A 21,004-nucleotide genomic window follows, 5' to 3' on the forward strand; every position below is an offset into this window, starting at 1 on the left:
GACTGTCTGCCCGATGAACGCGGCCGGGTGCCCGGTCAACCCGCTCGCCCCGGGTGCGTTTTCTCTCCCGTGGGTGCCAACGCACCGCACGAAGATTCCCCTACAGAACCGGAGTGACCCATGCGCAACCGCAAACCCCTTCTGCTGCTGGCCCTGCTGATGACCACCGGCGCTGCCGGCCTGGCGGTCGCCGCCGATGCGCCGGCCACGCCCGACAAGCCGGCCCGCGCGACGCTGGATACCAACGGCGACGGCGTCGTCGACCGCACCGAAGCCGCCAAGGCGCCGCGCCTGGCGGAGAAGTTCGACAGCCTGGATGCCAACAAGGACGGCAAGCTCTCCCGCGAAGAACTGCCGCGCTGGCAGGGCAAGCGTCACGGGCGTGGCCCGGGCGGCGCGCATGAGCGGCTGGAAAAGCTGGACGCGAACAAGGATGGCCGGATCAGCCGCGACGAGGCCAAGGCCGATCCGCGCCTGGCCGCCCGTTTCGACCAGATGGACGTCAACAAGGACGGCTACCTGGACAAGGCCGACCGCGAGCTGGGCATGAAGCAGCATCGTGACGCCTGGTTCGCCGCCGCCGACACCAACAAGGACGGCCAGATCAGCAAGGCCGAGTTCGATGCGGCAAAGGGCCCGTTCGGCGGTCCGCGTGGTGGGCATGGTGGTGACAAGCCGCCGATGCCGCCGAAGGCGCGCTGAGCTAGAGCCGACGTAGAGCCGACTGTTAGTCGGCTGCTCCCCGCTCAGGCGTCATGATCTTCATCTGGATATACACCCCTGGGGCGCCGGTCATCGACCGGCGCTCTTTTTCGCTCAGAACATCCCGCGCTGATGGGCCATGGCCAGCACAATGCCGGCGATCACCAGATTGGTCACCAGCAGTGCCGGCCTTCCGTACATCGACTGGTACACCCAACTCGGCCCGCTGCGTCCCTTGCGTGCGGCATCGCGCGCGATCATCGGGGCCATGATCCGCTGCAGGGGCACCAGGCACTGGTAGTTGACCACGCCGGTGCCAAGCACCATGGCGATCAGTGACCCGTACAGCGGGGCCTGCAGCACCGTCAGCGCGAGCACGGTCATGCAGACGAGCATGGCGGTGAACGTGCTGTAGTGCACGAAACGATGCACCGCGGCGCGCTCGCCCGGTGTTTCGGTATAGCAGAGCAGGTAGCGGCCGCCGAGGTAGCTGCCGATGACGCCACCGGCCATTGCGCCGATGGCGATGCCCCAGCTGAACTCCGGGCCGATCAGGTGACTCTGGCTGGCGGCTGCGCCGAGGGAGCCCATCGCCGCGCCGCCGGACAGACTGGCGCCACCCAGGCCGATCTTGCTGCCGCCCACGCCGACGCTGGTGCCGAGCAGGATGGCGGCGCTGGCCGTGCCCGGTGCCGCCACCATCACCATCGACACCACGGCCGTGGCGAACGCGGCGCCCGGTGCCGTGCCGCGTGCGAAGTCGCCGAAGCGGCGCAGCATCTCCTCACGCACGCTGGCGCGCGCCCGCGACAGGCGCTTGCGCACGGCGGCATCGCTCAGGCCCAGCAGGTTGGCCACCTGCTGCGAGCTCTGGCCTTCGCGGTAGTACAGCAGCAGGGTCTCGCGACTGTCTTCGGGCAGGGCCGAGATGATCTCTTCCGCGGCCAGTTCCTCCTCCGCGCGCTGCAGGTACTCCGGTGCGCTGGGGCCGGGGTCGGCGGCCATGCTGATGGCGATATCGGCGGCGTCACCGGACAGCGGCCGGCCGCGGTTGGCGCGCAGCCAGTCGCGGGCCAGGTTGCGGGTGATCTGGCGCAGCCACGGCAGGAAGCTGGCCGGGTTGTGCAGCTGGTTGAGCTGCTGCCAGGCCTTGATGAAGGCTTCCTGCGCGATGTCCTCGCTGGCCTGCACGTCGCGGGTGATGGCCAGCGCGATGGCGGTGACGGTGTTCTGGCACGCCAGCACGATACGGCCGTAGGACTGCTGGCAGCCGCCGGCAGCGGCGGGCAGTTCACGGTCGAGCGTGTCGGTCAGCGGGTGCGGGGTCATGGCGTCGGTCCCTGGCGGTGATGACATCATGACGCCGGGGCAGGGGAAATGTGACCGGCCGAATCTGCATGGAACCGTAGAGCCACGCCCTGCGTGGCTGCTCCTCGTTTTACGGTTGGTTGGTCGGGGGCGTGATACGGACGCGTACTTCTTCTTCTGGCGCCGGTTCGGCTGCCGGGGCCTGGGGTTGTGCCTGTTGCGTCTGTACCGGCACAGCCGTTGGGGCGCTGCGGTGGCGCATCACCACCACCATCGCCACGGCGGCGATGACCAGCAGCAGGCCGATGCGGATGCGCCAGGCCCAGTTGCGGCGGGGGGCCACGTCGGCCACCTGGTCGCGGAACGCGAATTCGGCGGTGGGGTGGTCGCGGCGGGTGGTTTCCAGCAGGCGCGCATCGCGCAGGATTTCGCGCGCACGCGGCTGGTCGTCGGCATGCACCACCCACAGGGTGGGGTGGGTGGTGGCCTTGCTGGTGTCCAGATAACTGAACTGGCTGCCGCGCTTGCTGTGGTACGAACGCCCGTTGGTGATGCGCACGTCGATGCCGGCGTCGCGGAGCAACCTGGCCACGCCTTCGACGGTTTCCACACGCTGGCTGCTGAAGATCTGACGCATATCGAATTATTCCTTGGCCGGTACGGCGGCGGCCGCGGCACGGTCATCCACCACGCGGATCAGGCCTTCCTGCGCGGTGCTGGCAACGAGTATGCCGTTGCGGGTGAAGAACTGGCCACGGGCCAGGCCGCGCGAATCCTGCGCGCTGGGGCTGTCCAGCGAGTACAGCAGCCAGTCGTCGGCGCGGAACGGGCGGTGGAACCAGATGGCGTGGTCCAGCGAGGCCATCTGCACGTGCGGCTGGTAGTAGCTGATGCCGTGCGGGAAGGTGGCGGTGCCGAGCAGATGGAAGTCCGAGGCATAGGCCAGCAGCGCCTGGTGCAGCTCGGGTGCGTCGCCGACGGTTTCGTTAAGGCGCAGCCACACCTGGTGGTACGGCGGGCGCTTGGGCGGGTGAAGCTCGTCGCGCGGGTACACGTGGCGGAACTCGAACGGGCCACCGCGCGAGAGCCAGCGCTGCACCTTGATGGGGAGGCGCTCAAGCACTTCCTGCGGCAACGGGCGGTTTGGTTCGATGTCTTCCGGCTGCGGCACTTCCGGCATCTTGTGCTGGTGCTCGGCGCCGGTCTCGGCCTGCTGGAACGAGGCCGCGCAGAAGAAGATCACCTTGCCGTGCTGGATCGCGGTGACCCGGCGCACGGAGAAGCTGCCGCCATCGCGGGTGCGGTCCACGTCGTAGACGATGGGGTGGTCGATGTTGCCTGCGCGCAGGAAATAGGCGTGCAGCGAATGCACGTGCCGGCCGTTGTCGACCGTGGCCTGCGCCGCAGACAGCGCCTGGCCCAGCACCTGGCCGCCAAACACGTATTTGGTGCCGATGTCGCGGCTCTGGCCACGGAACAGGTTGTCTTCCAGGCGCTCGAGCGTGAGCAGGTCGATCAGCTCGGAAACGACGGGTTCTTGCGTGGCGGACAAAGGCGGCAACCTGGGTTGGACTGGCGCCGATTATACGGGTCCAGTAGTGCCGGCCGCTGGCCGGCTCCTGGGCATGTCCAACCGCACGTGGAGCCGGCCAGCGGCCGGCACTACGGGGATGTCGGCGCGCACGTGGAGCCGGCCAGCGGCCGGCACTACGGGGATGTCGGCGCGTACTTGGAGCCGGCCAGCGGCCGGCACTACGGGATGTCTGCGCGCACGTGGAGCCGGCCAGCGGCCGGCACTACGGGGATGTCGGCGCGTACTTGGAGCCGGCCAGGTGTCCGGCTTCGCGGGTCAGCCCTTCCCCAGCCGCGCCACGAGCGTGTGCAACGCCTGCTGGGCGTCCGGCGCATACCAGGCCTCGACGAAGCGATCGAGCCGGATCAGGTCGGCGTGCAGCGCTTCGTGCAGGTCTTCGCGCGCGATGGCGCGGGTGAGCAGCATCGGCTGGCGCGGCAGCTTCAGCAGGCGGCCCAGCCAGGCCACCGCACGCGGCACCACGTCGGCCGGCGCGGCCAGTTCGTCCACCAGACCGATCTCCAGGGCGCGTTCGGCCGCGACCATCTCACCGCCGACCAGCAGCTGCGAGGCGCGATGGTGCCCGACCACGCGGCGCATCAGACGCTGGATGCCCTCCGGTGCCACCAGCCCCACCTGCACTTCGTTCAGGCCGATCACGGTCGGCTGGCTGGGATCCGGGCTGCGCGCCAGGATCCGGTAATCACAGCACAGCGCCAGCACGCAGCCACCGGCCGGGGCATGCCCGGTCAGTGCCGCCACCACCGGCACGCGGCTTTCGGCCAGGGTGCGCACCGCGCCGAAGAAGGCCTGCCAGCTGTCCAGCAGCTTGTGCCGGTCCTCGCCATGGCTGAGCAGGTGCGGCACGTCCATGCCGGCGCTGAAAATGCGCTCGCTGCCGGACAGCACCAGGCCGTGTACGTCATCGGACATGGCCTGGTTGATGTCGTGGATCAGGTGACGACACAGCTCGGTGTCCAGCGCATTGACCGGCGGGCGGGCCAGCCGCAGCTCGCGGATGGGGCCATGGTTGATCACCTCGATAAGGGTCGTCATGCTGCGATCTCGTTGCGGGCAGGGAACTGAGACGATGATAACCAAACCATTCGTTGGCGTATTGTTGATGCTGTGTGCCGGCGCAGCATCCGCCGGAGCGGCCGAGCCGTCCTGTGTGGTGGTGGAGCAGGGTTGGGTACGGCTGCCGCCGCCGTCGGCGTCCATGGCCGCCGGCTACGCAACGATCCGCAATGGCTGCAAGGTGGCGGTGACCGTGGTGGCAGCGGACAGCCGGGCGTTTGACGATGTATCGCTGCACGAATCCACGCGGATCGATGGGGTAAGCCGCATGCGTGCGGTGGAGCGGCTGCCGATTGCGGCAGGCGCCACGGTCGAGCTCAAGCCCGGTGGGCTGCACCTGATGCTGATGCAGTCGGTGGACACGCTCACGGCAGGCATGGTGTTGCCGTTGCGGCTGAGCCTGGCCGATGGGCGCAAGGTCGAAGGCACGCTGCAGGTGCGTGAGGCCGCGCGCTGAAGCGAGGCAGGGCATGACCCCAAACGAAACAGGCCGCCCATGGGCGGCCTGTTCTTCGATGCAACAGCGGTAGCGGGTCAGCTCGATGCGTTGCGGATCGCGTCCGGCAACGGCGCGCTCTTGCCGGTCTGCGTGTCCATCCAGACCACCACCACGTTGCCGTCCGAATACAGCGTGCTGTCGTTCTTCTCGTCCACGATGCGGTGGCCGATGGTCACGCTGCTGTTGCCAAGCCGCTCGACGAACAGCTCCACCACGATGTCGTTGGGCCACACGATCGGCAGGCGGTAGTTGACGTTGGTGGCGGCCACAACCGGTGCGATGCGGTCGGTCATCGAAACGCCTTCCACGCCCAGCATCCAGCGCACGCGCGCCTCTTCCAGGTAGGAAATGTACTTGGCGTTGTTGACGTGGCCCATGCTGTCCATGTCGCGCCAGCGCACGCTGATGGGCACGCGGGCGAGGATCTTGTGTTCGGTGGTCATCAGGCGTCCTTCTTCTTCTTGGCAGTGCTGGTCTTGCTGGTTTTGCTGGCCTTGCCGGTGGTCTTGGCCGCAGCGGCCTTCTTCGCCGGTTTTTCCGGCTTGGCCTTGCGCGGCGGACGCACGTCGGGCTTGTTGGCCACCGCGGCCGGGCGCTCCGGACGGGCGCTGACCGAGGGCAGCATCTTGGCGAGGAACTGGCCGGTGTACGAGGTCGGGCAGGCCGCCACATCTTCCGGCGTGCCGGTCACCAGGACGGTGCCGCCGCGATGGCCGCCCTCCGGCCCCAGGTCGACGATCCAGTCGGCGGTCTTGATGACGTCCAGGTTGTGCTCGATCACCACCACCGTGTTGCCCTCGTCGCGCAGCTTGTGCAGCACGCCGAGCAGCGCTTCGATGTCGTGGAAGTGCAGGCCGGTGGTTGGCTCGTCCAGGATGTAGAGCGTGCGCCCGGTATCGCGGCGCGACAGTTCCTTGGACAGCTTCACGCGCTGTGCTTCACCGCCGGACAGGGTGGTCGCGCTCTGGCCCAGCTTGATGTAGCTCAGGCCCACGTCGACCAGCGTTTCCAGCTTGCGCGCGATCCCCGGCACCGGTTCGAACAGCTTCAATGCATCTTCGACGGTCATCTGCAGCACGTCGTTGATGTTGTAGCCCTTGTACAGGATCTCCAGCGTTTCGCGGTTGTAGCGCTTGCCGTGGCAGACATCGCAGGGCACGTACACGTCCGGCAGGAAGTGCATCTCCACCTTGATCAGGCCATCGCCCTGGCACGCTTCGCAGCGACCGCCGCGCACGTTGAAGCTGAAACGGCCCGGCGAATAACCACGCGCACGCGCCTCGGGCACCTGTGCGTACAGTTCGCGCAGCGGCGTGAACAGACCGGTGTAGGTGGCCGGGTTCGAGCGCGGGGTGCGGCCGATGGGCGACTGGTCGATGTCCACCACCTTGTCGAACAGGTCCAGCCCTTCGACCTCCTTGTACGGGGCGACGGGGTGCGAGGAGCCGTTGATCTCGTTGGCGGCCAGCGAGAACAGGGTGTCGTTGATCAGCGTCGACTTGCCCGAGCCGGACACGCCGGTGATGCAGGTCAGCAGGCCCGACGGAATGTCCAGGTCCACACCTTTGAGGTTGTTGCCGCTGGCGCCGCGCAGGTGCAGCGTCATCTTCGGGTTGGGCGTGTGCCGGCGCGCGGGAATCTCGATGGCGCGCTTGCCCGACAGGTACTGGCCGGTCAGCGAGCGCGGTGCATCCAGGATGTCCTGCAGGGTGCCCTGGCCGACGATCTCGCCGCCGTGCACGCCCGCGCCCGGGCCGATATCCAGCACGTAGTCGGCCAGGCGGATGGCATCTTCGTCATGCTCGACCACGATCACCGTGTTGCCCAGGTCGCGCAGGCGGGTGAGGGTGCCGAGCAGGCGCTCGTTGTCGCGCTGGTGCAGGCCGATGGACGGCTCGTCGAGCACGTACATCACGCCCACCAGGCCGGCGCCGATCTGGCTGGCCAGGCGGATGCGCTGTGCCTCGCCACCGGACAGGGTGTCGGCCTTGCGCTCCAGGGTGAGGTAATCCAGGCCCACGTCGACCAGGAAGCCCAGGCGTTCGCCGATCTCCTTGACGATCTTGCCGGCGATCTCGCCGCGCCAGCCGGGCAGGCTCATGCCGCTGAAGAACTTCAGCGCCTCGTCGATCGGCAGCACCACCAGCTCCGGCAGCGCACGGTCGGCCACGAACACGTTGCGTGCGGCGCGGTTCAGGCGCTGGCCCTGGCACTCGGGGCAGTTGCGCTCACTGATGTACTTGGCCAGCTCTTCGCGCACCGCCGCCGATTCGGTTTCCTTGTAGCGGCGCTCGAGGTTGGGAATGATGCCCTCGAAGCGGTGCTTGCGCTGGGTGCGCCCACCGGCCTCGGTGAAGTAGGTGAAGGTGATGGTCTCATCGCCGCTGCCAAACAGCACCGCCTGGCGCACGCTGTCGGACAGGCTCTGCCACGGCGCATCCACGTCGAACTTGTAGTGCTTGGCCAGCGAGGCGATCAGCTGGAAATAATAGGCATTGCGGCGGTCCCAGCCGCGCACGGCACCGGCCGACAGCGACAGCTCCGGGTGCACCACCACGCGGCTGGGATCGAAGAACTCGGCCATGCCCAGCCCGTCGCAGCCCGGGCAGGCGCCGACCGGCGAGTTGAACGAGAACAGGCGCGGTTCCAGCTCCGGCAGCGAGTAGTCGCAGACCGGGCAGCTGTACTTGGACGAGAACAGATGCGCAGGCGCGTCCGCGACGTCCAGCGACTGCACCGAGACCATGCCGTCGCCCAGCTTCAGCGCGGTTTCGAAGCTTTCGGCCAGGCGCTGCTTGATGTCCTCGCGCGGACGGAAGCGGTCGATCACCGCTTCAATGGTGTGCTTCTGGCGCAGCGCCAGCGGCGGCACCGCGTCGATTTCATGCAGGGCGCCGTCCACCCGCACGCGCACGAAACCCTGCGCGCGCAGCTGGTCGAACACCTGGGCGTGCTCGCCCTTGCGCTCGCGGATCACCGGGGCCAGCAGCATGTAGCGCTGCTCCGGGTCCAGGGTGAGCACGTGGTCGACCATCTGGCTCACGGTCTGCGCTTCCAGCGGGTAGCCGTGGTCCGGGCAGCGCGGGCTGCCGACGCGGGCGTACAGCAGGCGCAGGTAGTCGTAGATCTCGGTGATGGTGCCCACGGTCGAACGCGGGTTGTGCGAGGTCGACTTCTGCTCGATCGAGATCGCCGGGGACAGGCCCTCGATGTGGTCCAGGTCCGGCTTTTCCATCACGCTCAGGAACTGGCGGGCATAGGCCGACAGCGACTCCACGTAACGGCGCTGGCCTTCGGCATAGATGGTGTCGAAGGCCAGCGAGGACTTGCCCGAGCCGGACAGGCCGGTGATGACAATGAGCTTGTCGCGGGGCAGGTCGAGATCGATGTTCTTGAGGTTGTGCGTCCGCGCGCCGCGGATGCGGATGAAATCCATCGCCATGGGGGATCCGTTGTGGGGCTTCGACCCGGGGGTCGGCAAGCGGGTGGGGCAAGCGGAGACGGCAATCGGTCAGCCTACCGAGCTTGGGATTTGGGGGCAATCGGCGACATTGCCAGTCCTGTGTCTCATCCCCTGAGACCGGCGGGTCGCTTACCTGAACGGGGTTCAGCCTATTGCGCCCCAAGGCGGGGGGTGGGTTGACCCGGGCTGGGGTGAGTCATTAAAATCCCGCTTCTGTCTGCCCTCGACGGCAGCAGTCCATAGACCACAATAACTACAGAGGAAGTCTGGTCATGTACGCAGTACTGGTAACCGGCGGTAAGCAATACCGCGTGGCGCAGGGCGAAACGCTCCGCGTTGAAAAGCTCGAAGTCGAAGTCGGCAACGAGATCAAGTTCGAAGAAATCCTGATGCTGGGTGACAGCGACGGCATCAAGCTGGGCGACGCGCTGAGCGGCGCTTCGGTCACTGCCAAGGTCGTGTCGCAGGGTCGTGCCGACAAGGTCCGGATCATCAAGTTCCGTCGCCGCAAGCACCACATGAAGCGCCAGGGTCACCGTCAGTACTACACCGAAATCGAGATCACCGGCATTGCCGGTGGCAGCAAGTAATAAGGAGAAGCAGTCATGGCACATAAGAAGGGCGTAGGCTCATCGCGCAACGGTCGCGACTCCAACCCGAAGTACCTCGGCGTCAAGATCTTCGGTGGCCAGGCCATCGATGCCGGCAACATCATCGTGCGTCAGCGCGGCACCCAGTTCCACCCGGGTACCGGCGTTGGCCTCGGCCGTGACCACACCCTGTTCGCGCTCGTCGACGGCAAGGTGGAGTTCTCGGTGAAGGGCCCGAAGAAGCGTCGTACCGTCAGCGTCGTCGCCGAAGCCTGAGCTTCGCGGCATGCAGGCGTCGCCCCCGCCCAGGCGTGGGGCCGCTGACGAAAGCCCCGCTTCGGCGGGGTTTTTGTTTTTCACGTTAGACTCTGCGGTCGGGTGCATCCGTTGCCCACCGCCTCCAGTTGGCATCCAGAATCATGAAACTTGTAGACGAAGCAGAAATCCAGGTCACCGCTGGCAATGGCGGTAACGGCTGCGTCGGTTTCCGTCGCGAGAAGTTCATTCCGCTGGGCGGCCCGGACGGCGGCGACGGCGGCAATGGCGGCAGCGTGTACATCCGCGCCGACGAAAACCTCAATACGCTGGTCGATTTCCGCCACGAGCGCATCTTCAAGGCGCAGCGCGGTGAAAACGGCATGGGCCGCCAGGCCTACGGCAAGGGCGGCGAAGACCTGTTCATCACCGTGCCGATCGGCACCGTGATCATGAACGTGGCCACCGACGAAGTGATCGGCGACCTGACCCAGCACGGCGACACCCTGCTGGTGGCCAAGGGCGGCAAGGGCGGCCTGGGCAACATGCACTTCAAGAGCTCCACCAACCGCTCGCCGCGCCAGTCGCTGCCGGGCGAGGAGGGCGAGGAGCGCCTGCTGAAGCTGGAGCTGAAGCTGCTGGCCGACGTCGGCCTGCTGGGCTTCCCCAACGCCGGCAAGAGCACCCTGATCCGCGCCGTCTCCGCTGCCACCCCCAAGGTGGCCGATTACCCGTTCACCACCCTCTACCCCAATCTGGGCGTGGTGCGCGTGGAGAACTACCGCAGCTTCGTGATCGCCGACATTCCCGGCCTGATCGAGGGTGCTGCCGACGGTGCCGGCCTGGGCGCGCAGTTCCTGCGCCACCTGCAGCGCACCCGCCTGCTGCTGCACCTGGTGGACATCTCCCCCATGGAGGGCGGTGTGGAAATCTCGCCGATCGAGCAGGTCCGGGCGATCGAGCGCGAGCTGGCCAAGCATGATCCGGAACTGCTGGACAAGCCGCGCTGGCTGGTGCTGAACAAGGCCGACCTGATGTTCGAGGACGAGGCCAAGGCCGCGGCCGAGAAGATCATCGCCGAGCTGGGCTGGACCCAGCCGTGGTACCTGGTCTCGGCGCTGGGCCGTGAAGGCACCTGGCCGATCATGACCAACATCATGGCGTTCTTCGACCGCCAGAAGGAAGACGAGGCGCAAGCGCGCGATGCGTACTGAGCGCCTGCGCTCGCGTCTGAAGAACCCGGCTGCGGCCGGGTTTTTCCGTTCTGCCGTAGCGCCACGCCCTGCGTGGCTGCCGCCGGCACAGGGTCCTGGGTCGCACGCATCCAGCCACGCAGGGCGTGGCTCTACGCGGGGTGTTTTCCGCGTTTGGTGCGCCAACGCAAAAAACCCGGCCAGGGCCGGGTTCTTTTACCGCACGCCGCGCAATGCGCGGCGTTGCGCCGTATCAGGCGGCCTTGAGGGCCTTGATGCGGGCGGTCAGGCGGCTCTTGTGACGGGCAGCCTTGTTCTTGTGGATCAGACCGCGCGAGCTGAAACGGTCGAGGATCGGCTGGGCGACGGCAAATGCTGCCTCGGCGCCGGCGGCGTCATTGGCATCCAGAGCCTTGATCACCTTCTTGACAGCGGTGCGCAGCATCGAACGCTGAGCCGTATTGCGCGCGTTGCGCACGACGGTCTGCTTGGCGCGCTTCTTGGCGGACTTGATATTGGCCACAGTGGTGGTTTCCTGAAAAATCGATGTAATGGGAACAGCAAGCTGGAAAGTATGATGGCTCGAAAAATGTACGTCAAGTCAATTGTCAAGAGGGAACACGGGTGAGTTCACCAAGGATGTTGCGCGGGCTGCTGTCTTTCAGCAGCATGACCATGATTTCGCGGGTGCTGGGGCTGGTTCGCGACCTGGCCGTTACCACCACGTTCGGCACCAATGCGGTGACCGACGCCTTCTGGGTCGCCTTCCGGGTACCCAACTTCCTGCGCCGGCTGTTCGCGGAGGGCTCGTTCGCGACCGCCTTCGTGCCGGTGTTCACGGAGGTGAAGGAAACCCGCTCGCACGAAGAGCTGCGCGAGCTGATGTCGCGGGTGGCCGGCACGCTGGGCGCGGTGCTGCTGCTGGTGACCGCGCTGGCGCTGATCTTCGCCCCGCAGCTGGCCACGCTGTTCTCCAGCGGGGTGGACACCGACCCGGCCAAGCACGGCCTGCTGGTGGACCTGTTCCGGCTGACCTTCCCGTTCCTGCTGTTCGTCTCGCTCACCGCCCTGGCGGGTGGGGCACTGAACAGCTTCCAGCGCTTCGCGATGCCCGCGCTGACCCCGGTGATCCTCAACCTGTGCATGATCGCCGGCGCGCTGTGGCTGGCGCCGCGGCTGGGCGGCACGCCGGAGAAGCAGATCCTCGCCCTGGGCTGGGCGGTGCTGGCGGCGGGCGTGCTGCAGCTGCTGTTCCAGCTGCCCTCGCTGAAGGGCATCAACCTGCTGACCCTGCCGCGCTGGGGCTGGAGCCATCCGGGCGTGCGCAAGGTGCTGACCCTGATGGTGCCCACCCTGTTCGGCTCGTCGGTGGCGCAGATCAACCTGCTGCTGGACACGGTGATCGCGGCGAAGCTGACCGACGGCTCGCAGTCCTGGCTGTCGCTGGCCGATCGCTTCCTGGAGCTGCCGCTGGGCGTGTTCGGGGTGGCGCTGGGCACGGTGATCCTGCCTGCGCTGGCCCGTCACCATGTCAGTACCGACAAGGCCGGGTTCTCCAGCGCGCTGGACTGGGGCCTGCGCACCACGCTGCTGATCGCCGTGCCGGCCATGCTGGGCCTGCTGCTGCTGGCCGAGCCGCTGATCGCCACGATCTTCCAGCACGGCCAGTTCACCCCCTTCGATACCCGCATGACCGCGTTGTCGGTGTACGGCCTGAGCCTGGCATTGCCGGCGTTCGCGCTGCTGAAGGTGGTGCTGCCGGCGTTCTACGCCCGTCAGGACACCCGCACCCCGGTACGCGCCGGCCTGGTCGCGCTGGTGGCCAACATGGTCTTCAATTTCGTGCTGCTGGCCGTGCTGTACCACGTGATGGTGCCCGAGGCGCTGAAGGCGCAGGGCGTGTGGGTGGCGCTGGGCAAGCAGCCGGGCCTGCACCTGGCCCTGGGCATCGCCAGCGCGCTGTCCAGTTACCTGAATCTCGGCCTGCTCTGGTACTGGCTGGGCAAGACCGGCGTGTACCAGCCCAAGCCCGGCTGGGCCGGCTACGCGACGCGTCTGGCGTTGGCCTGTGTGGCCATGGTGGCGGTGCTGCTGGGCCTGCTGCAGCTGATGTCGGCGTTCACCGACATGGATAAATGGCACCGCATCGGCAACCTGGCGCTGCTGGTCGGCGGTGGCGGCCTGACCTATCTGCTGGCCCTGGTGGCGATGGGCTTCCGCCCGCGCCACCTGCGCGAGCATTGATCCAAGGGCCCGCCATCACCATCTAGGACCGATGCCGGTAGCGCCACGCCCTGCGTGGCTGCCCGGCGACCCTTGTCACCCCGGTATACTTACCGGTCATGCATTGCAACAGATGGGCCCGGGTGGGCCGGATTCCGATCAGATGACCAGGTTGTTCAGAAGCATCGAAGGCGGGCGCTTGTTCCCGCACGGAAGCGTGGTCTGCATCGGCGCATTCGACGGCCTCCATCTGGGCCATCGTGCGCTGGTGCGGCATGCGGTGGCGCGTGCCCGCGCGTTGGGCGTGCCTGCCGTGGCGGTCGCCTTCGAGCCGCTGCCGCGCGAATACTTCGCCCAGGGCGAGCCGCCACCGCGGCTGACCCTGGCCCGCGACAAGGTGGCGATGCTGGGCGAGCTGGGCGTGGATGCGATCGGGCTGCTGCGTTTCGACGCGCGCATGGCCGCGATGCAGGCCGAGGACTTCGTGCAGCAGTTGCTGGTGCACCGCCTGGGCGCGCGCGAGGTCTGGATCGGGCCGGAGTTCTGCTTCGGCAACCGGCGCAGGGGCGACCTGGCCCTGCTGCAGGCGATGGGCGCCGAGCTGGGCTTCAGTGCCGGCGAGATCGAGCCGGTCGACCTGCACGGCGAGCGCATTTCCAGCACCCGCATCCGCCAGCTGCTGCGCGCCGGCGATTTCACCCATGCCAATGACCTGCTCGGTCGCCCGTATGCGATCGGGGGCAGGGTGGTGCGCGGCCGCCAGCTGGGCCGTACCCTCGGCTTTCCCACCGCCAACCTGCGCTTCCCCAAGACGCCGGCGCTGTCGGGCATCTATGCCACCTGGGTGCACGGCGTGTTCGACCAGCCGTGGCCCTCGGTCTCCAGCTTCGGCACGCGGCCGACGGTGGAGGGCGTGGAGCCGCTGCTGGAAGCCCACCTGTTCGATTTCCAGGGCGACCTGTACGGTCGTCATATCCAGGTTGAATTCGTCGCCAAGCTGCGCGATGAAGAAAAGTTCCATGATCTGGCGGCGTTGACCGACCAGATGCACCGTGACGCCGATCAGGCGCGTCACATCCTTTCCGAACACAGATTGCGAGCCACTGCGTGAGCCAGGACTACAAAGCCACCCTTCATCTGCCGGCAACCGAATTCCCGATGCGCGGCGACCTGCCCAAGCGCGAGCCGGGCATTCTGTCGCGCTGGGAAGACGAGGGCCTGTACGCCCGCCTGCGCGAAAACGCGCAGGGTCGCCCGCTGTTCGTGCTGCACGACGGCCCCCCGTATGCCAACGGCCAGATCCACCTGGGCCATGCGGTCAACAAGATCCTCAAGGACATCATCGTCAAGTCGCGCTACCTCGCCGGCTTCGATGCGCCCTACGTGCCCGGCTGGGATTGCCACGGCCTGCCGATCGAGATCGCGGTCGAGAAGAAGTGGGGCAAGGTGGGCGTCAAGCTGGACGCCGTCGAGTTCCGCCAGAAGTGCCGCGAGTACGCCGAAGAGCAGATCGAACTGCAGCGCCGCGACTTCAAGCGCCTGGGCGTGGTCGGCGATTGGGACAACCCGTACAAGACGCTGAGCTTCGATTTCGAGGCCAACGAAATCCGCGCGCTGTCCAAGGTGTTCGCCAACGGCCACATCGTGCGCGGCGCCAAGCCGGTGCACTGGTGCTTCGACTGCGGCTCGGCACTGGCCGAAGCGGAAATCGAATACCAGGACAAGACCTCGCCGGCCATCGACGTGGCGTATGTCGCGCGCGATTCGGCGCAGCTGGCGGCCCGCTTCGGCGTGAAACTGCCAATCGACGCCGAAGTCGCTGTCCCGATTTGGACGACCACCCCGTGGACGCTTCCCGCCTCCCTGGCGGTGTCGTTGGGTGCGGAAATCGACTACATGTTGGTTGAAGGGCCTGCTCATAACGGAAAGCGGCGACTGCTGGTGCTTGCTTCTGCGCTGGCTGCGCGCTCGTTGCAGCGCTACGGCGTGGAGAATGTCGAAGTACACGGCCATGCCGCCGGTGCCGCACTGGAGAACCTGCTGCTGGCGCACCCGTTCTACCCGCAGCGCGACATCCCGCTGCTCAACGGTGCCCACGTCTCCGACGAAGACGGTACCGGTGCGGTGCACACCGCCCCGGGCCACGGCCAGGAAGACTTCGTGGTCAGCCAGCAGTACGGGCTGATGGACCACTACACCGCCGGCCAGATCAATCCGGTCGACGGCCGCGGCGTGTACCTGCCCTCGACCCCGCCTGCAGGCGAGGTGGTGCTGGCCGGCGTGCACCTGTGGAAGGCGCAACCGCTGATCGTGGAGGTGCTGCGCGACGCCGGTGCGCTGCTCGCCTTCGTCGAGATCGTGCACAGCTACCCGCACTGCTGGCGGCACAAGACGCCGGTGGTGTTCCGCGCCACCCCGCAGTGGTTCATCTCGATGGACAAGGCCAACCTGCGCAGCGATGCGATGACGGCCATCGACAACGTGGGTTGGTTCCCGAGCTGGGGCAAGGCGCGCATCGGCGCCATGGTCGACGGGCGTCCGGACTGGTGCATCAGCCGCCAGCGCACCTGGGGCGTGCCGATTGCCTTCTTCACCCACCGCGAAACCGGCGAGCCGCATCCGCGCACCGTCGAGCTGATGCAGCAGGTGGCCGATCGCGTAGAGGTGGGCGGCATCGACGTGTGGTACTCGCTCGACGCGGCTGAACTGCTCGGCGATGAAGCGCCGCACTACGAGAAGGTCACCGACATCCTCGATGTCTGGTTCGACTCGGGCGTGACCCATGAAGGCGTGCTGCTGGCACGTGGCTTCGGCAAGCCGGCCGACCTGTACCTGGAAGGTTCGGACCAGCACCGCGGCTGGTTCCAGTCCTCGCTGCTGACCGGCGTGGCCATCGACACGCATGCGCCCTACAAGCAGTGCCTCACCCACGGTTTCACCGTGGACGAGAAGGGTCGCAAGATGTCCAAGTCGCTGGGCAACGGCATCGAGCCGCAGGACATCATGAAGACCCTGGGCGCGGACATCCTGCGCCTGTGGATCGCCTCGGCCGACTACAGCAACGAGATGTCGCTGTCGCAGGAAATCCTCAAGCGCAATGCAGACGCCTACCGGCGCCTGCGCAACACCGCGCGCTTCCTGCTCGGCAACCTGGACGGTTTCGATCCGGCGCAGCACCTGGTGGCCCCGGCCGACATGGTCGCGCTGGACCGCTGGATCGTGCATCGCGCCTGGGAAGTGCAGGAGAAGATCAAGGCGGCCTACACCGGCTACAACATGGCCGAGATCGTGCAGCTGCTGCTGAACTTCTGCAGCGTGGACCTCGGCTCGCTGTACCTGGACGTGACCAAGGACCGGCTGTACACCATGCCGACCGATTCGCGCGGCCGTCGCTCGGCGCAGAGCGCGATGTACCACATCGCCGAAGCGTTCACCCGCTGGATCGCGCCGATCCTGACCTTCACCGCCGACGAGCTGTGGGGCTACCTGCCGGGCGCGCGCAAGGACAACGTGCTGTTCGCCACCTGGTACGACGGCCTGGTGCCGCTGCCGGCGGATGCGGCCTTGAACGCGGCCGACTTCGACCAGCTGCTGGCCCTGCGCGAGCAGGTCGCCAAAGTGCTGGAACCGATGCGCGCCAACGGCGCGATCGGTGCGGCGCTGGAAGCGGAGATCACCGTGGCCGCCAACGCCGAAACCGCCGCGCGCTGGCAGCCGCTGGCCGATGAGCTGCGCTTCCTGTTGATCAGTGGTGATGTCAGCGTGCGCCCGGCGACCACCGACGAGGTGTTCGTCAGCGCCCAGCCGACCACCAAGCAGAAGTGCGTGCGCTGCTGGCACTACCGTGCCGACATCGGCAGCGTGGCCGCCCACCCGGAACTGTGTGGTCGTTGCGCCAGCAACGTCGACGGTGCCGGCGAAGACCGGAAGTGGTTCTGATGGCCGCCCCGCGTCCGCGTCCCAACGCGCTGGTGTGGCTGCTGCTGTCGGCGGCCGTCATCGGGCTGGACCAGTGGAGCAAGGCCTGGGTGCTGTCCAGCCTGCCCGAGTTCCAGCCGGTGGTGGTCATCGACGGCTTCTGGAACTGGTACCGCACCTACAACACCGGTGCGGCGTTCAGTTTCCTGAGCGACGCCGGTGGCTGGCAGCTGTGGTTCTTCACCGCCCTGGCGGTGGCCATCAGCGGCCTGATGGCCAAGTGGCTGTGGGAAACCCCGCGCGCCAACTGGCGCCGCGCGGTGCCCTTCGCGCTGGTGATCGGCGGGGCCATCGGCAACGTCATCGACCGCCAGGTGCATGGCCACGTGGTGGATTTCATCCAGTGGTATGTGGGTGAGCACTACTGGCCGTCCTTCAACATCGCCGATGCGGCGATCGTGGTCGGCGCGGTGGGTATTGCGGTGTTTGGCCTGTTCGAAGGCAAGTCCGAGAAAAAAGCGGGATAATTCCCTCCAGTTCCCTGTATCAACCGGCTCCGGCCGGCCGGAGTATCTGACCGATGGATGTGTTGCTCGCCAATCCGCGTGGTTTCTGTGCCGGTGTCGATCGTGCGATCGAGATCGTCAAGCGCGCGATCGAGACCCTGGGTGCGCCGATCTACGTGCGCCACGAGGTCGTGCACAACCGGTTCGTGGTCGATGACCTCAAGCGCCGCGGGGCCATCTTCGTCGAAGAGCTCGACGAGGTGCCGGACGACAACACGGTGATCTTCAGCGCCCACGGCGTCTCCCAGGCCGTGCGCCAGGAAGCCGAGCGGCGCGGGCTGAAGGTGTTCGACGCGACCTGCCCGCTGGTCACCAAGGTCCACCTGGAAGTGGCCCGGCATTGTCGCGCCGGTCGCGACGTGGTGCTGATCGGCCACGCCGGGCACCCGGAAGTGGAGGGCACCATGGGCCAGTGGAGCCGCGAGCGCGGCACCGGCACCATCTACCTGGTGGAAGACGTGGAAGACGTCGCCACGCTGGTGCTGGACCAGCCGGAGAACTTCGCCTACACCACCCAGACCACGCTGTCGGTGGACGACACCCGCAGCATCATCGACGCCCTGCGCACCCGCTTCCCGGCGATGCAGGGCCCGAAGAACGACGACATCTGCTACGCCACGCAGAACCGCCAGGACGCCGTACGCGACCTGGCCAAGCGCTGCGACCTGGTGCTGGTGGTCGGCTCGCCGAACAGCTCCAATTCCAACCGCCTCAGCGAGCTGGCGCGCCGCGACGGCGTGGAGTCCTACCTGATCGACGGCGCCGACGAGATCGACCCGGCGTGGGTGGCAGGCAAGAAGCACATCGGCCTCACTGCCGGCGCCTCCGCACCGCAGGTATTGGTGGATGGCGTGATCGCCCGCCTGAAGGAGCTGGGTGCCACCGGCGTGGGCGAGCTGGAGGGTGAGCCCGAATCGATGGTGTTTGCGTTGCCGAAGGAGTTGAGGCTTCGCCTCATCTCCTGACAAGGAGTGACGACCAACGGTCGTCACCGCGCAACGAAGGCATGACCTTTGGCCATGGGGCTGTGCATCACCGAGGACTAGCATCGAATCTTTCGTGTGCTGGAATCCGCCCCTGATGAAACTGCGTGCCGCCATCCTCTCCGTGCTTCTCGCCGCCACCACCTCGGGCGTGCAGGCGCAGACACCGCCGCCGCAGGATGTGGCCTTCCCGGGCCTGCTGCGCATCGACGTGGATGCACGCGACATCGGCCACCGCATCTTCAAGGTCAAGGCCACCGTCCCGGCCAAACCCGGCCCGCTGACCCTGCTGTACCCGCAGTGGCTGCCCGGTGCGCATTCCCCCAGCGGCCCCATCGACAAGCTTGCCGGCCTGGTGGTCAGTGCCAACGGCAAACCGCTGGCATGGACCCGCGATCCGTACAACGTCTACGCCTTCACCGTGGACGTCCCGCAGGGCGCCAGCGAGGTCGTCGCCGAGTTCAAGTTCCTTTCCTCGCAGGGCGCAGGGCAGGGCCGGGTGGTGATGACCCCGGAAATGCTCAACCTGCAGTGGAACGCCAACTCGCTGTATCCGGCCGGCGTGATCACCCGCAACATCCAGACGCAGGCCAGCGTGACCCTGCCTGCCGGATGGTCGTACGCCACCGCCCTGGATACCGAGCGCCGCGACGGCGATACCGTGGTGTTCAAGCCGATCAGCTACGACCACCTGGTGGACTCGCCACTGTTCGCCGGCCGCCACTACCAGCAGTTCGACCTCGATCCCGGCGCGAAGGTGCCGGTGCATCTGAACGTCTTCGCCGACGATGCAAAGTCGCTGGTCACCAAGCCGGAGCAGGTGCAGGCGCACCGTGCACTCGTGCAGCAGATGTACAAGCTCTACGGTGCCCGCCACTTCGACAGGTACGAGTTCCTGCTCGCGCTGACCGGCAAACTCGGTGGCATCGGCCTGGAGCACCAGCGCTCCAGCGAGAACAGCGGCGACACCGGCTACTTCACCGAGTGGGACAAGACCTGGCTGGGTCGCGACCTGCTGCCGCACGAATTCAACCACTCCTGGAACGGCAAGTACCGCCGCGGCGCGGACCTGACCACCGCCAACTTCAACGTGCCGATGGGCGACAGCCTGCTGTGGGTGTATGAAGGCCAGACCCAGTTCTGGGGCCACGTGCTCGCCGCGCGTTCGGGGTTGTGGAGCAACGACCAGACCCGCGACATGCTGGCCAATGTTGCCGCCAGTTATGACCGCGGCCGCCCCGGCCTGGCCTGGCGCACGCTCCAGGACACCACCAACGACCCCACCATCGCCCAGCGCCGCGCGCTCGCCTACCGCAACTATCAGATGAGCGAGGACTACTACTCCGGCGGCCAGATGGTGTGGCTGGAGGTGGAGGGCAAGCTGCGCGCCTTGACCGGCAACAAGCGCAGCCTGGACGATTTCGCCAAGGCCTTCTTCGGCATGCACGACGGCGACTGGAACGTGAATCCCTATGCGTTCGATGAGGTGGTCGGCACGTTGAACGGCATCGCGCCGTACGACTGGGCGAGCTTCCTGCGCGAGCGCCTGGATGGCCACGGTCCACTCACTGGCGGGCTGGAAGCAGCCGGTTGGACACTGGTCTACACCGACACCCCGAACGACGCGTTCAAAGCGCAGGAAACCCGCGCCAAGAACACCAACCTGCTGTACTCGCTGGGCGTGGCGGTCACCGAAGGCGGCGCCATCACCGACGTGCTCTGGGACAGCGCTGCGTTCAACGCCGGCCTCGCACCGGGCATGAGCGTGCTGGCGCTCAACGGCCGTGTGTTCAAGGGCGAAGACCTGAAGGAGGCCGTGACAGCGGCCAAGACCGACAAGGCGCCGATCACCCTGCTGGTGCGCAACTTCGACCACATCGATACGGTCACCTTGAACTACCACGGTGGCCTGCAGTACCCGTCGCTGCAGCGCATCGCCGGCAAGCCCGACCGCCTGGCCGAGTTGTGGAAAGCGCGATGACCCTGCGCCGCGACGTGCCGATCGTGCTGGCGGCGGTGGCCGCCATCGTCGGCGCGTCGCTGGACGGCGATGGCCGCTGGCTGCACTACATCGCCAAGCCGCTGGCCACGCTGTTGATCGCCGCCATCGTCTGGCGCGCATCGCCCGCAACACCCGGCTACCGCCGCGCGATCCTGCTCGGCATGGGGTTCTCGTGTGTGGGCGACATCGCACTGATGCTGCCGTTCGACGCCTTCGTGCCGGGCCTGGTGGCCTTCCTGCTGGCGCACGTGTGCTACATCGTGGCCTTCCGCGCCGGCTTCGGGGCGGGGCGTGGGCTGCTGCTGGCCGCAGCATTGCTCGCCCTGTTCGCCGGCATCAACCTGGCCGGGTTGTGGCCGCTGTTGCCGGGTGAGCTGCGCGTTCCGGTGGTGGTTTACGTGGTCGTGCTCGCATTGATGGCGACGCTCGCGCTGGCCCGCGCGTGGTCACGCGTGTCGCCAGCGCCATCCGCACACACCACCGCCCGCTGGGCGGCGGCAGGTGCGGTGCTGTTCGTCATCAGCGATTCGGTACTGGCCTGGGACCGCTTCGGTGGCGGCCTGCCAGTCGCCTCCCTCTGCGTGCTGGGCACCTACTACGCAGCGCAGTACTGCATCGCCCGCTCGGTCCGCTAACCGTTCGCGCGCATCTC

19 protein-coding genes are annotated in these 21,004 nt (G+C 67.1%); 12 read left to right on the plus strand and 7 right to left on the minus strand.

Annotated elements, in window-relative coordinates; all coding sequences use genetic code 11:
* Positions 1-120: 120 nt before the first annotated feature.
* Positions 121-702 carry an EF-hand domain-containing protein gene (locus tag AC3ITN_RS05880; protein ID WP_489392339.1) on the plus strand — a complete coding sequence of 194 codons (582 nt, stop codon included), beginning with the start codon at positions 121-123 and terminating at the stop codon, positions 700-702.
* Between the two features lie 114 nt (positions 703-816).
* Here the strand turns inward: AC3ITN_RS05880 and AC3ITN_RS05885 are convergent, their stop codons facing one another.
* The 4 genes from AC3ITN_RS05885 to AC3ITN_RS05900 form a co-directional block, all read right to left on the minus strand.
* Positions 817-2,031, minus strand: coding sequence for an RNA polymerase sigma factor (locus AC3ITN_RS05885; RefSeq protein WP_489392340.1), 1,215 nt, complete (start codon positions 2,029-2,031; stop codon positions 817-819).
* A gap of 109 nt (positions 2,032-2,140) precedes the next feature.
* Entirely contained in the window at positions 2,141-2,647 is a 507-nt protein-coding gene (locus AC3ITN_RS05890; RefSeq protein ID WP_313343583.1) for a putative signal transducing protein, read from the minus strand.
* A gap of 6 nt (positions 2,648-2,653) precedes the next feature.
* Entirely contained in the window at positions 2,654-3,562 is a 909-nt protein-coding gene (gene tesB / locus AC3ITN_RS05895; RefSeq protein ID WP_489392341.1) for an acyl-CoA thioesterase II, read from the minus strand.
* A 297-nt stretch (positions 3,563-3,859) separates the two neighbouring features.
* Positions 3,860-4,639: an enoyl-CoA hydratase/isomerase family protein gene (locus AC3ITN_RS05900; RefSeq protein WP_489392342.1), complete on the minus strand. Its 780-nt coding sequence runs from the start codon at positions 4,637-4,639 to the stop codon at positions 3,860-3,862.
* A 34-nt stretch (positions 4,640-4,673) separates the two neighbouring features.
* On the opposite strand from AC3ITN_RS05900, the gene AC3ITN_RS05905 reads away from it, so the two are divergent.
* Positions 4,674-5,117: a copper chaperone PCu(A)C gene (locus AC3ITN_RS05905; protein ID WP_489392343.1), complete on the plus strand. Its 444-nt coding sequence runs from the start codon at positions 4,674-4,676 to the stop codon at positions 5,115-5,117.
* Between the two features lie 77 nt (positions 5,118-5,194).
* Here AC3ITN_RS05905 and AC3ITN_RS05910 read toward each other — a convergent pair whose 3' ends face one another.
* Together AC3ITN_RS05910 and uvrA are read right to left on the minus strand one after the other, a co-directional pair.
* Positions 5,195-5,602 (minus strand): acyl-CoA thioesterase, encoded by a 408-nt coding sequence (locus AC3ITN_RS05910; RefSeq protein ID WP_489392344.1) that lies wholly within the window; start codon positions 5,600-5,602, stop codon positions 5,195-5,197.
* Positions 5,602-8,601 (minus strand): excinuclease ABC subunit UvrA, encoded by a 3,000-nt coding sequence (uvrA, locus tag AC3ITN_RS05915; RefSeq protein ID WP_489392345.1) that lies wholly within the window; start codon positions 8,599-8,601, stop codon positions 5,602-5,604. The genes AC3ITN_RS05910 and uvrA overlap by 1 nt, the downstream gene beginning before the upstream one ends.
* Positions 8,602-8,894: 293 nt before the next feature.
* Here uvrA and rplU point away from each other — a divergent pair, with 293 nt between their 5' ends.
* The 3 genes from rplU (at position 8,895) to cgtA (ending at position 10,681) form a co-directional block, all read left to right on the plus strand.
* Complete coding sequence (gene rplU / locus AC3ITN_RS05920) at positions 8,895-9,212, plus strand: 50S ribosomal protein L21 (RefSeq protein ID WP_214900886.1); 318 nt, start codon at positions 8,895-8,897, stop codon at positions 9,210-9,212.
* A 15-nt stretch (positions 9,213-9,227) separates the two neighbouring features.
* The gene (rpmA, locus tag AC3ITN_RS05925) at positions 9,228-9,488 is read left to right on the plus strand and encodes a 50S ribosomal protein L27 (protein ID WP_019184517.1); all 261 of its coding nucleotides are present in this window, start codon (positions 9,228-9,230) and stop codon (positions 9,486-9,488) included.
* Positions 9,489-9,631: 143 nt separating this feature from the next.
* Complete coding sequence (gene cgtA / locus AC3ITN_RS05930; RefSeq protein WP_313343598.1) at positions 9,632-10,681, plus strand: Obg family GTPase CgtA; 1,050 nt, start codon at positions 9,632-9,634, stop codon at positions 10,679-10,681.
* Between the two features lie 232 nt (positions 10,682-10,913).
* Here the strand turns inward: cgtA and rpsT are convergent, their stop codons facing one another.
* The gene (gene rpsT, locus AC3ITN_RS05935) at positions 10,914-11,183 is read right to left on the minus strand and encodes a 30S ribosomal protein S20 (protein WP_017354922.1); all 270 of its coding nucleotides are present in this window, start codon (positions 11,181-11,183) and stop codon (positions 10,914-10,916) included.
* A gap of 116 nt (positions 11,184-11,299) precedes the next feature.
* Here rpsT and murJ point away from each other — a divergent pair, with 116 nt between their 5' ends.
* From murJ to AC3ITN_RS05970, 7 genes are all read left to right on the plus strand, one after another.
* Complete coding sequence (murJ, locus tag AC3ITN_RS05940) at positions 11,300-12,904, plus strand: murein biosynthesis integral membrane protein MurJ (protein WP_313343601.1); 1,605 nt, start codon at positions 11,300-11,302, stop codon at positions 12,902-12,904.
* Between the two features lie 142 nt (positions 12,905-13,046).
* The gene (locus AC3ITN_RS05945) at positions 13,047-13,994 is read left to right on the plus strand and encodes a bifunctional riboflavin kinase/FAD synthetase (protein WP_313343603.1); all 948 of its coding nucleotides are present in this window, start codon (positions 13,047-13,049) and stop codon (positions 13,992-13,994) included.
* Complete coding sequence (ileS, locus tag AC3ITN_RS05950) at positions 13,991-16,822, plus strand: isoleucine--tRNA ligase (protein ID WP_489392346.1); 2,832 nt, start codon at positions 13,991-13,993, stop codon at positions 16,820-16,822. The genes AC3ITN_RS05945 and ileS overlap by 4 nt, the downstream gene beginning before the upstream one ends.
* Positions 16,822-17,328, plus strand: a complete 507-nt coding sequence (gene lspA, locus AC3ITN_RS05955; protein ID WP_313343608.1) for a signal peptidase II — start codon at positions 16,822-16,824, stop codon at positions 17,326-17,328. The genes ileS and lspA overlap by 1 nt, the downstream gene beginning before the upstream one ends.
* A 53-nt stretch (positions 17,329-17,381) precedes the next feature.
* Positions 17,382-18,332 (plus strand): 4-hydroxy-3-methylbut-2-enyl diphosphate reductase, encoded by a 951-nt coding sequence (ispH, locus tag AC3ITN_RS05960; protein WP_313343612.1) that lies wholly within the window; start codon positions 17,382-17,384, stop codon positions 18,330-18,332.
* Between the two features lie 115 nt (positions 18,333-18,447).
* The gene (locus AC3ITN_RS05965) at positions 18,448-20,331 is read left to right on the plus strand and encodes a M61 family metallopeptidase (protein ID WP_489392347.1); all 1,884 of its coding nucleotides are present in this window, start codon (positions 18,448-18,450) and stop codon (positions 20,329-20,331) included.
* Positions 20,328-20,987, plus strand: coding sequence for a lysoplasmalogenase (locus tag AC3ITN_RS05970; protein ID WP_489392348.1), 660 nt, complete (start codon positions 20,328-20,330; stop codon positions 20,985-20,987). Before AC3ITN_RS05965 ends, AC3ITN_RS05970 begins: the two co-directional genes overlap by 4 nt.
* The last annotated feature ends 17 nt before the right edge of the window (positions 20,988-21,004 follow it).

The sequence above is a fragment of the Stenotrophomonas sp. KH_036_B genome, from assembly GCF_057839485.1.

Bases quoted from the DNA above. Each gene is read 5' to 3' on its own strand.
- AC3ITN_RS05890 (WP_313343583.1), bottom strand. From the start codon at position 2,647: ATGCGTCAGATCTTCAGCAGCCAGCGTGTGGAAACCGTCGAAGGCGTG.
- AC3ITN_RS05945 (WP_313343603.1), top strand. From the start codon at position 13,047: ATGACCAGGTTGTTCAGAAGCATCGAAGGCGGGCGCTTGTTCCCGCAC.
- AC3ITN_RS05965 (WP_489392347.1), top strand. From the start codon at position 18,448: ATGAAACTGCGTGCCGCCATCCTCTCCGTGCTTCTCGCCGCCACCACC.
- AC3ITN_RS05910 (WP_489392344.1), bottom strand. From the start codon at position 5,602: ATGACCACCGAACACAAGATCCTCGCCCGCGTGCCCATCAGCGTGCGC.
- AC3ITN_RS05905 (WP_489392343.1), top strand. From the start codon at position 4,674: ATGATAACCAAACCATTCGTTGGCGTATTGTTGATGCTGTGTGCCGGC.
- rpmA (WP_019184517.1), top strand. From the start codon at position 9,228: ATGGCACATAAGAAGGGCGTAGGCTCATCGCGCAACGGTCGCGACTCC.
- AC3ITN_RS05880 (WP_489392339.1), top strand. From the start codon at position 121: ATGCGCAACCGCAAACCCCTTCTGCTGCTGGCCCTGCTGATGACCACC.
- AC3ITN_RS05970 (WP_489392348.1), top strand. From the start codon at position 20,328: ATGACCCTGCGCCGCGACGTGCCGATCGTGCTGGCGGCGGTGGCCGCC.
- lspA (WP_313343608.1), top strand. From the start codon at position 16,822: ATGGCCGCCCCGCGTCCGCGTCCCAACGCGCTGGTGTGGCTGCTGCTG.
- rplU (WP_214900886.1), top strand. From the start codon at position 8,895: ATGTACGCAGTACTGGTAACCGGCGGTAAGCAATACCGCGTGGCGCAG.
- cgtA (WP_313343598.1), top strand. From the start codon at position 9,632: ATGAAACTTGTAGACGAAGCAGAAATCCAGGTCACCGCTGGCAATGGC.
- murJ (WP_313343601.1), top strand. From the start codon at position 11,300: ATGTTGCGCGGGCTGCTGTCTTTCAGCAGCATGACCATGATTTCGCGG.
- AC3ITN_RS05885 (WP_489392340.1), bottom strand. From the start codon at position 2,031: ATGACCCCGCACCCGCTGACCGACACGCTCGACCGTGAACTGCCCGCC.
- AC3ITN_RS05900 (WP_489392342.1), bottom strand. From the start codon at position 4,639: ATGACGACCCTTATCGAGGTGATCAACCATGGCCCCATCCGCGAGCTG.
- ispH (WP_313343612.1), top strand. From the start codon at position 17,382: ATGGATGTGTTGCTCGCCAATCCGCGTGGTTTCTGTGCCGGTGTCGAT.
- uvrA (WP_489392345.1), bottom strand. From the start codon at position 8,601: ATGGCGATGGATTTCATCCGCATCCGCGGCGCGCGGACGCACAACCTC.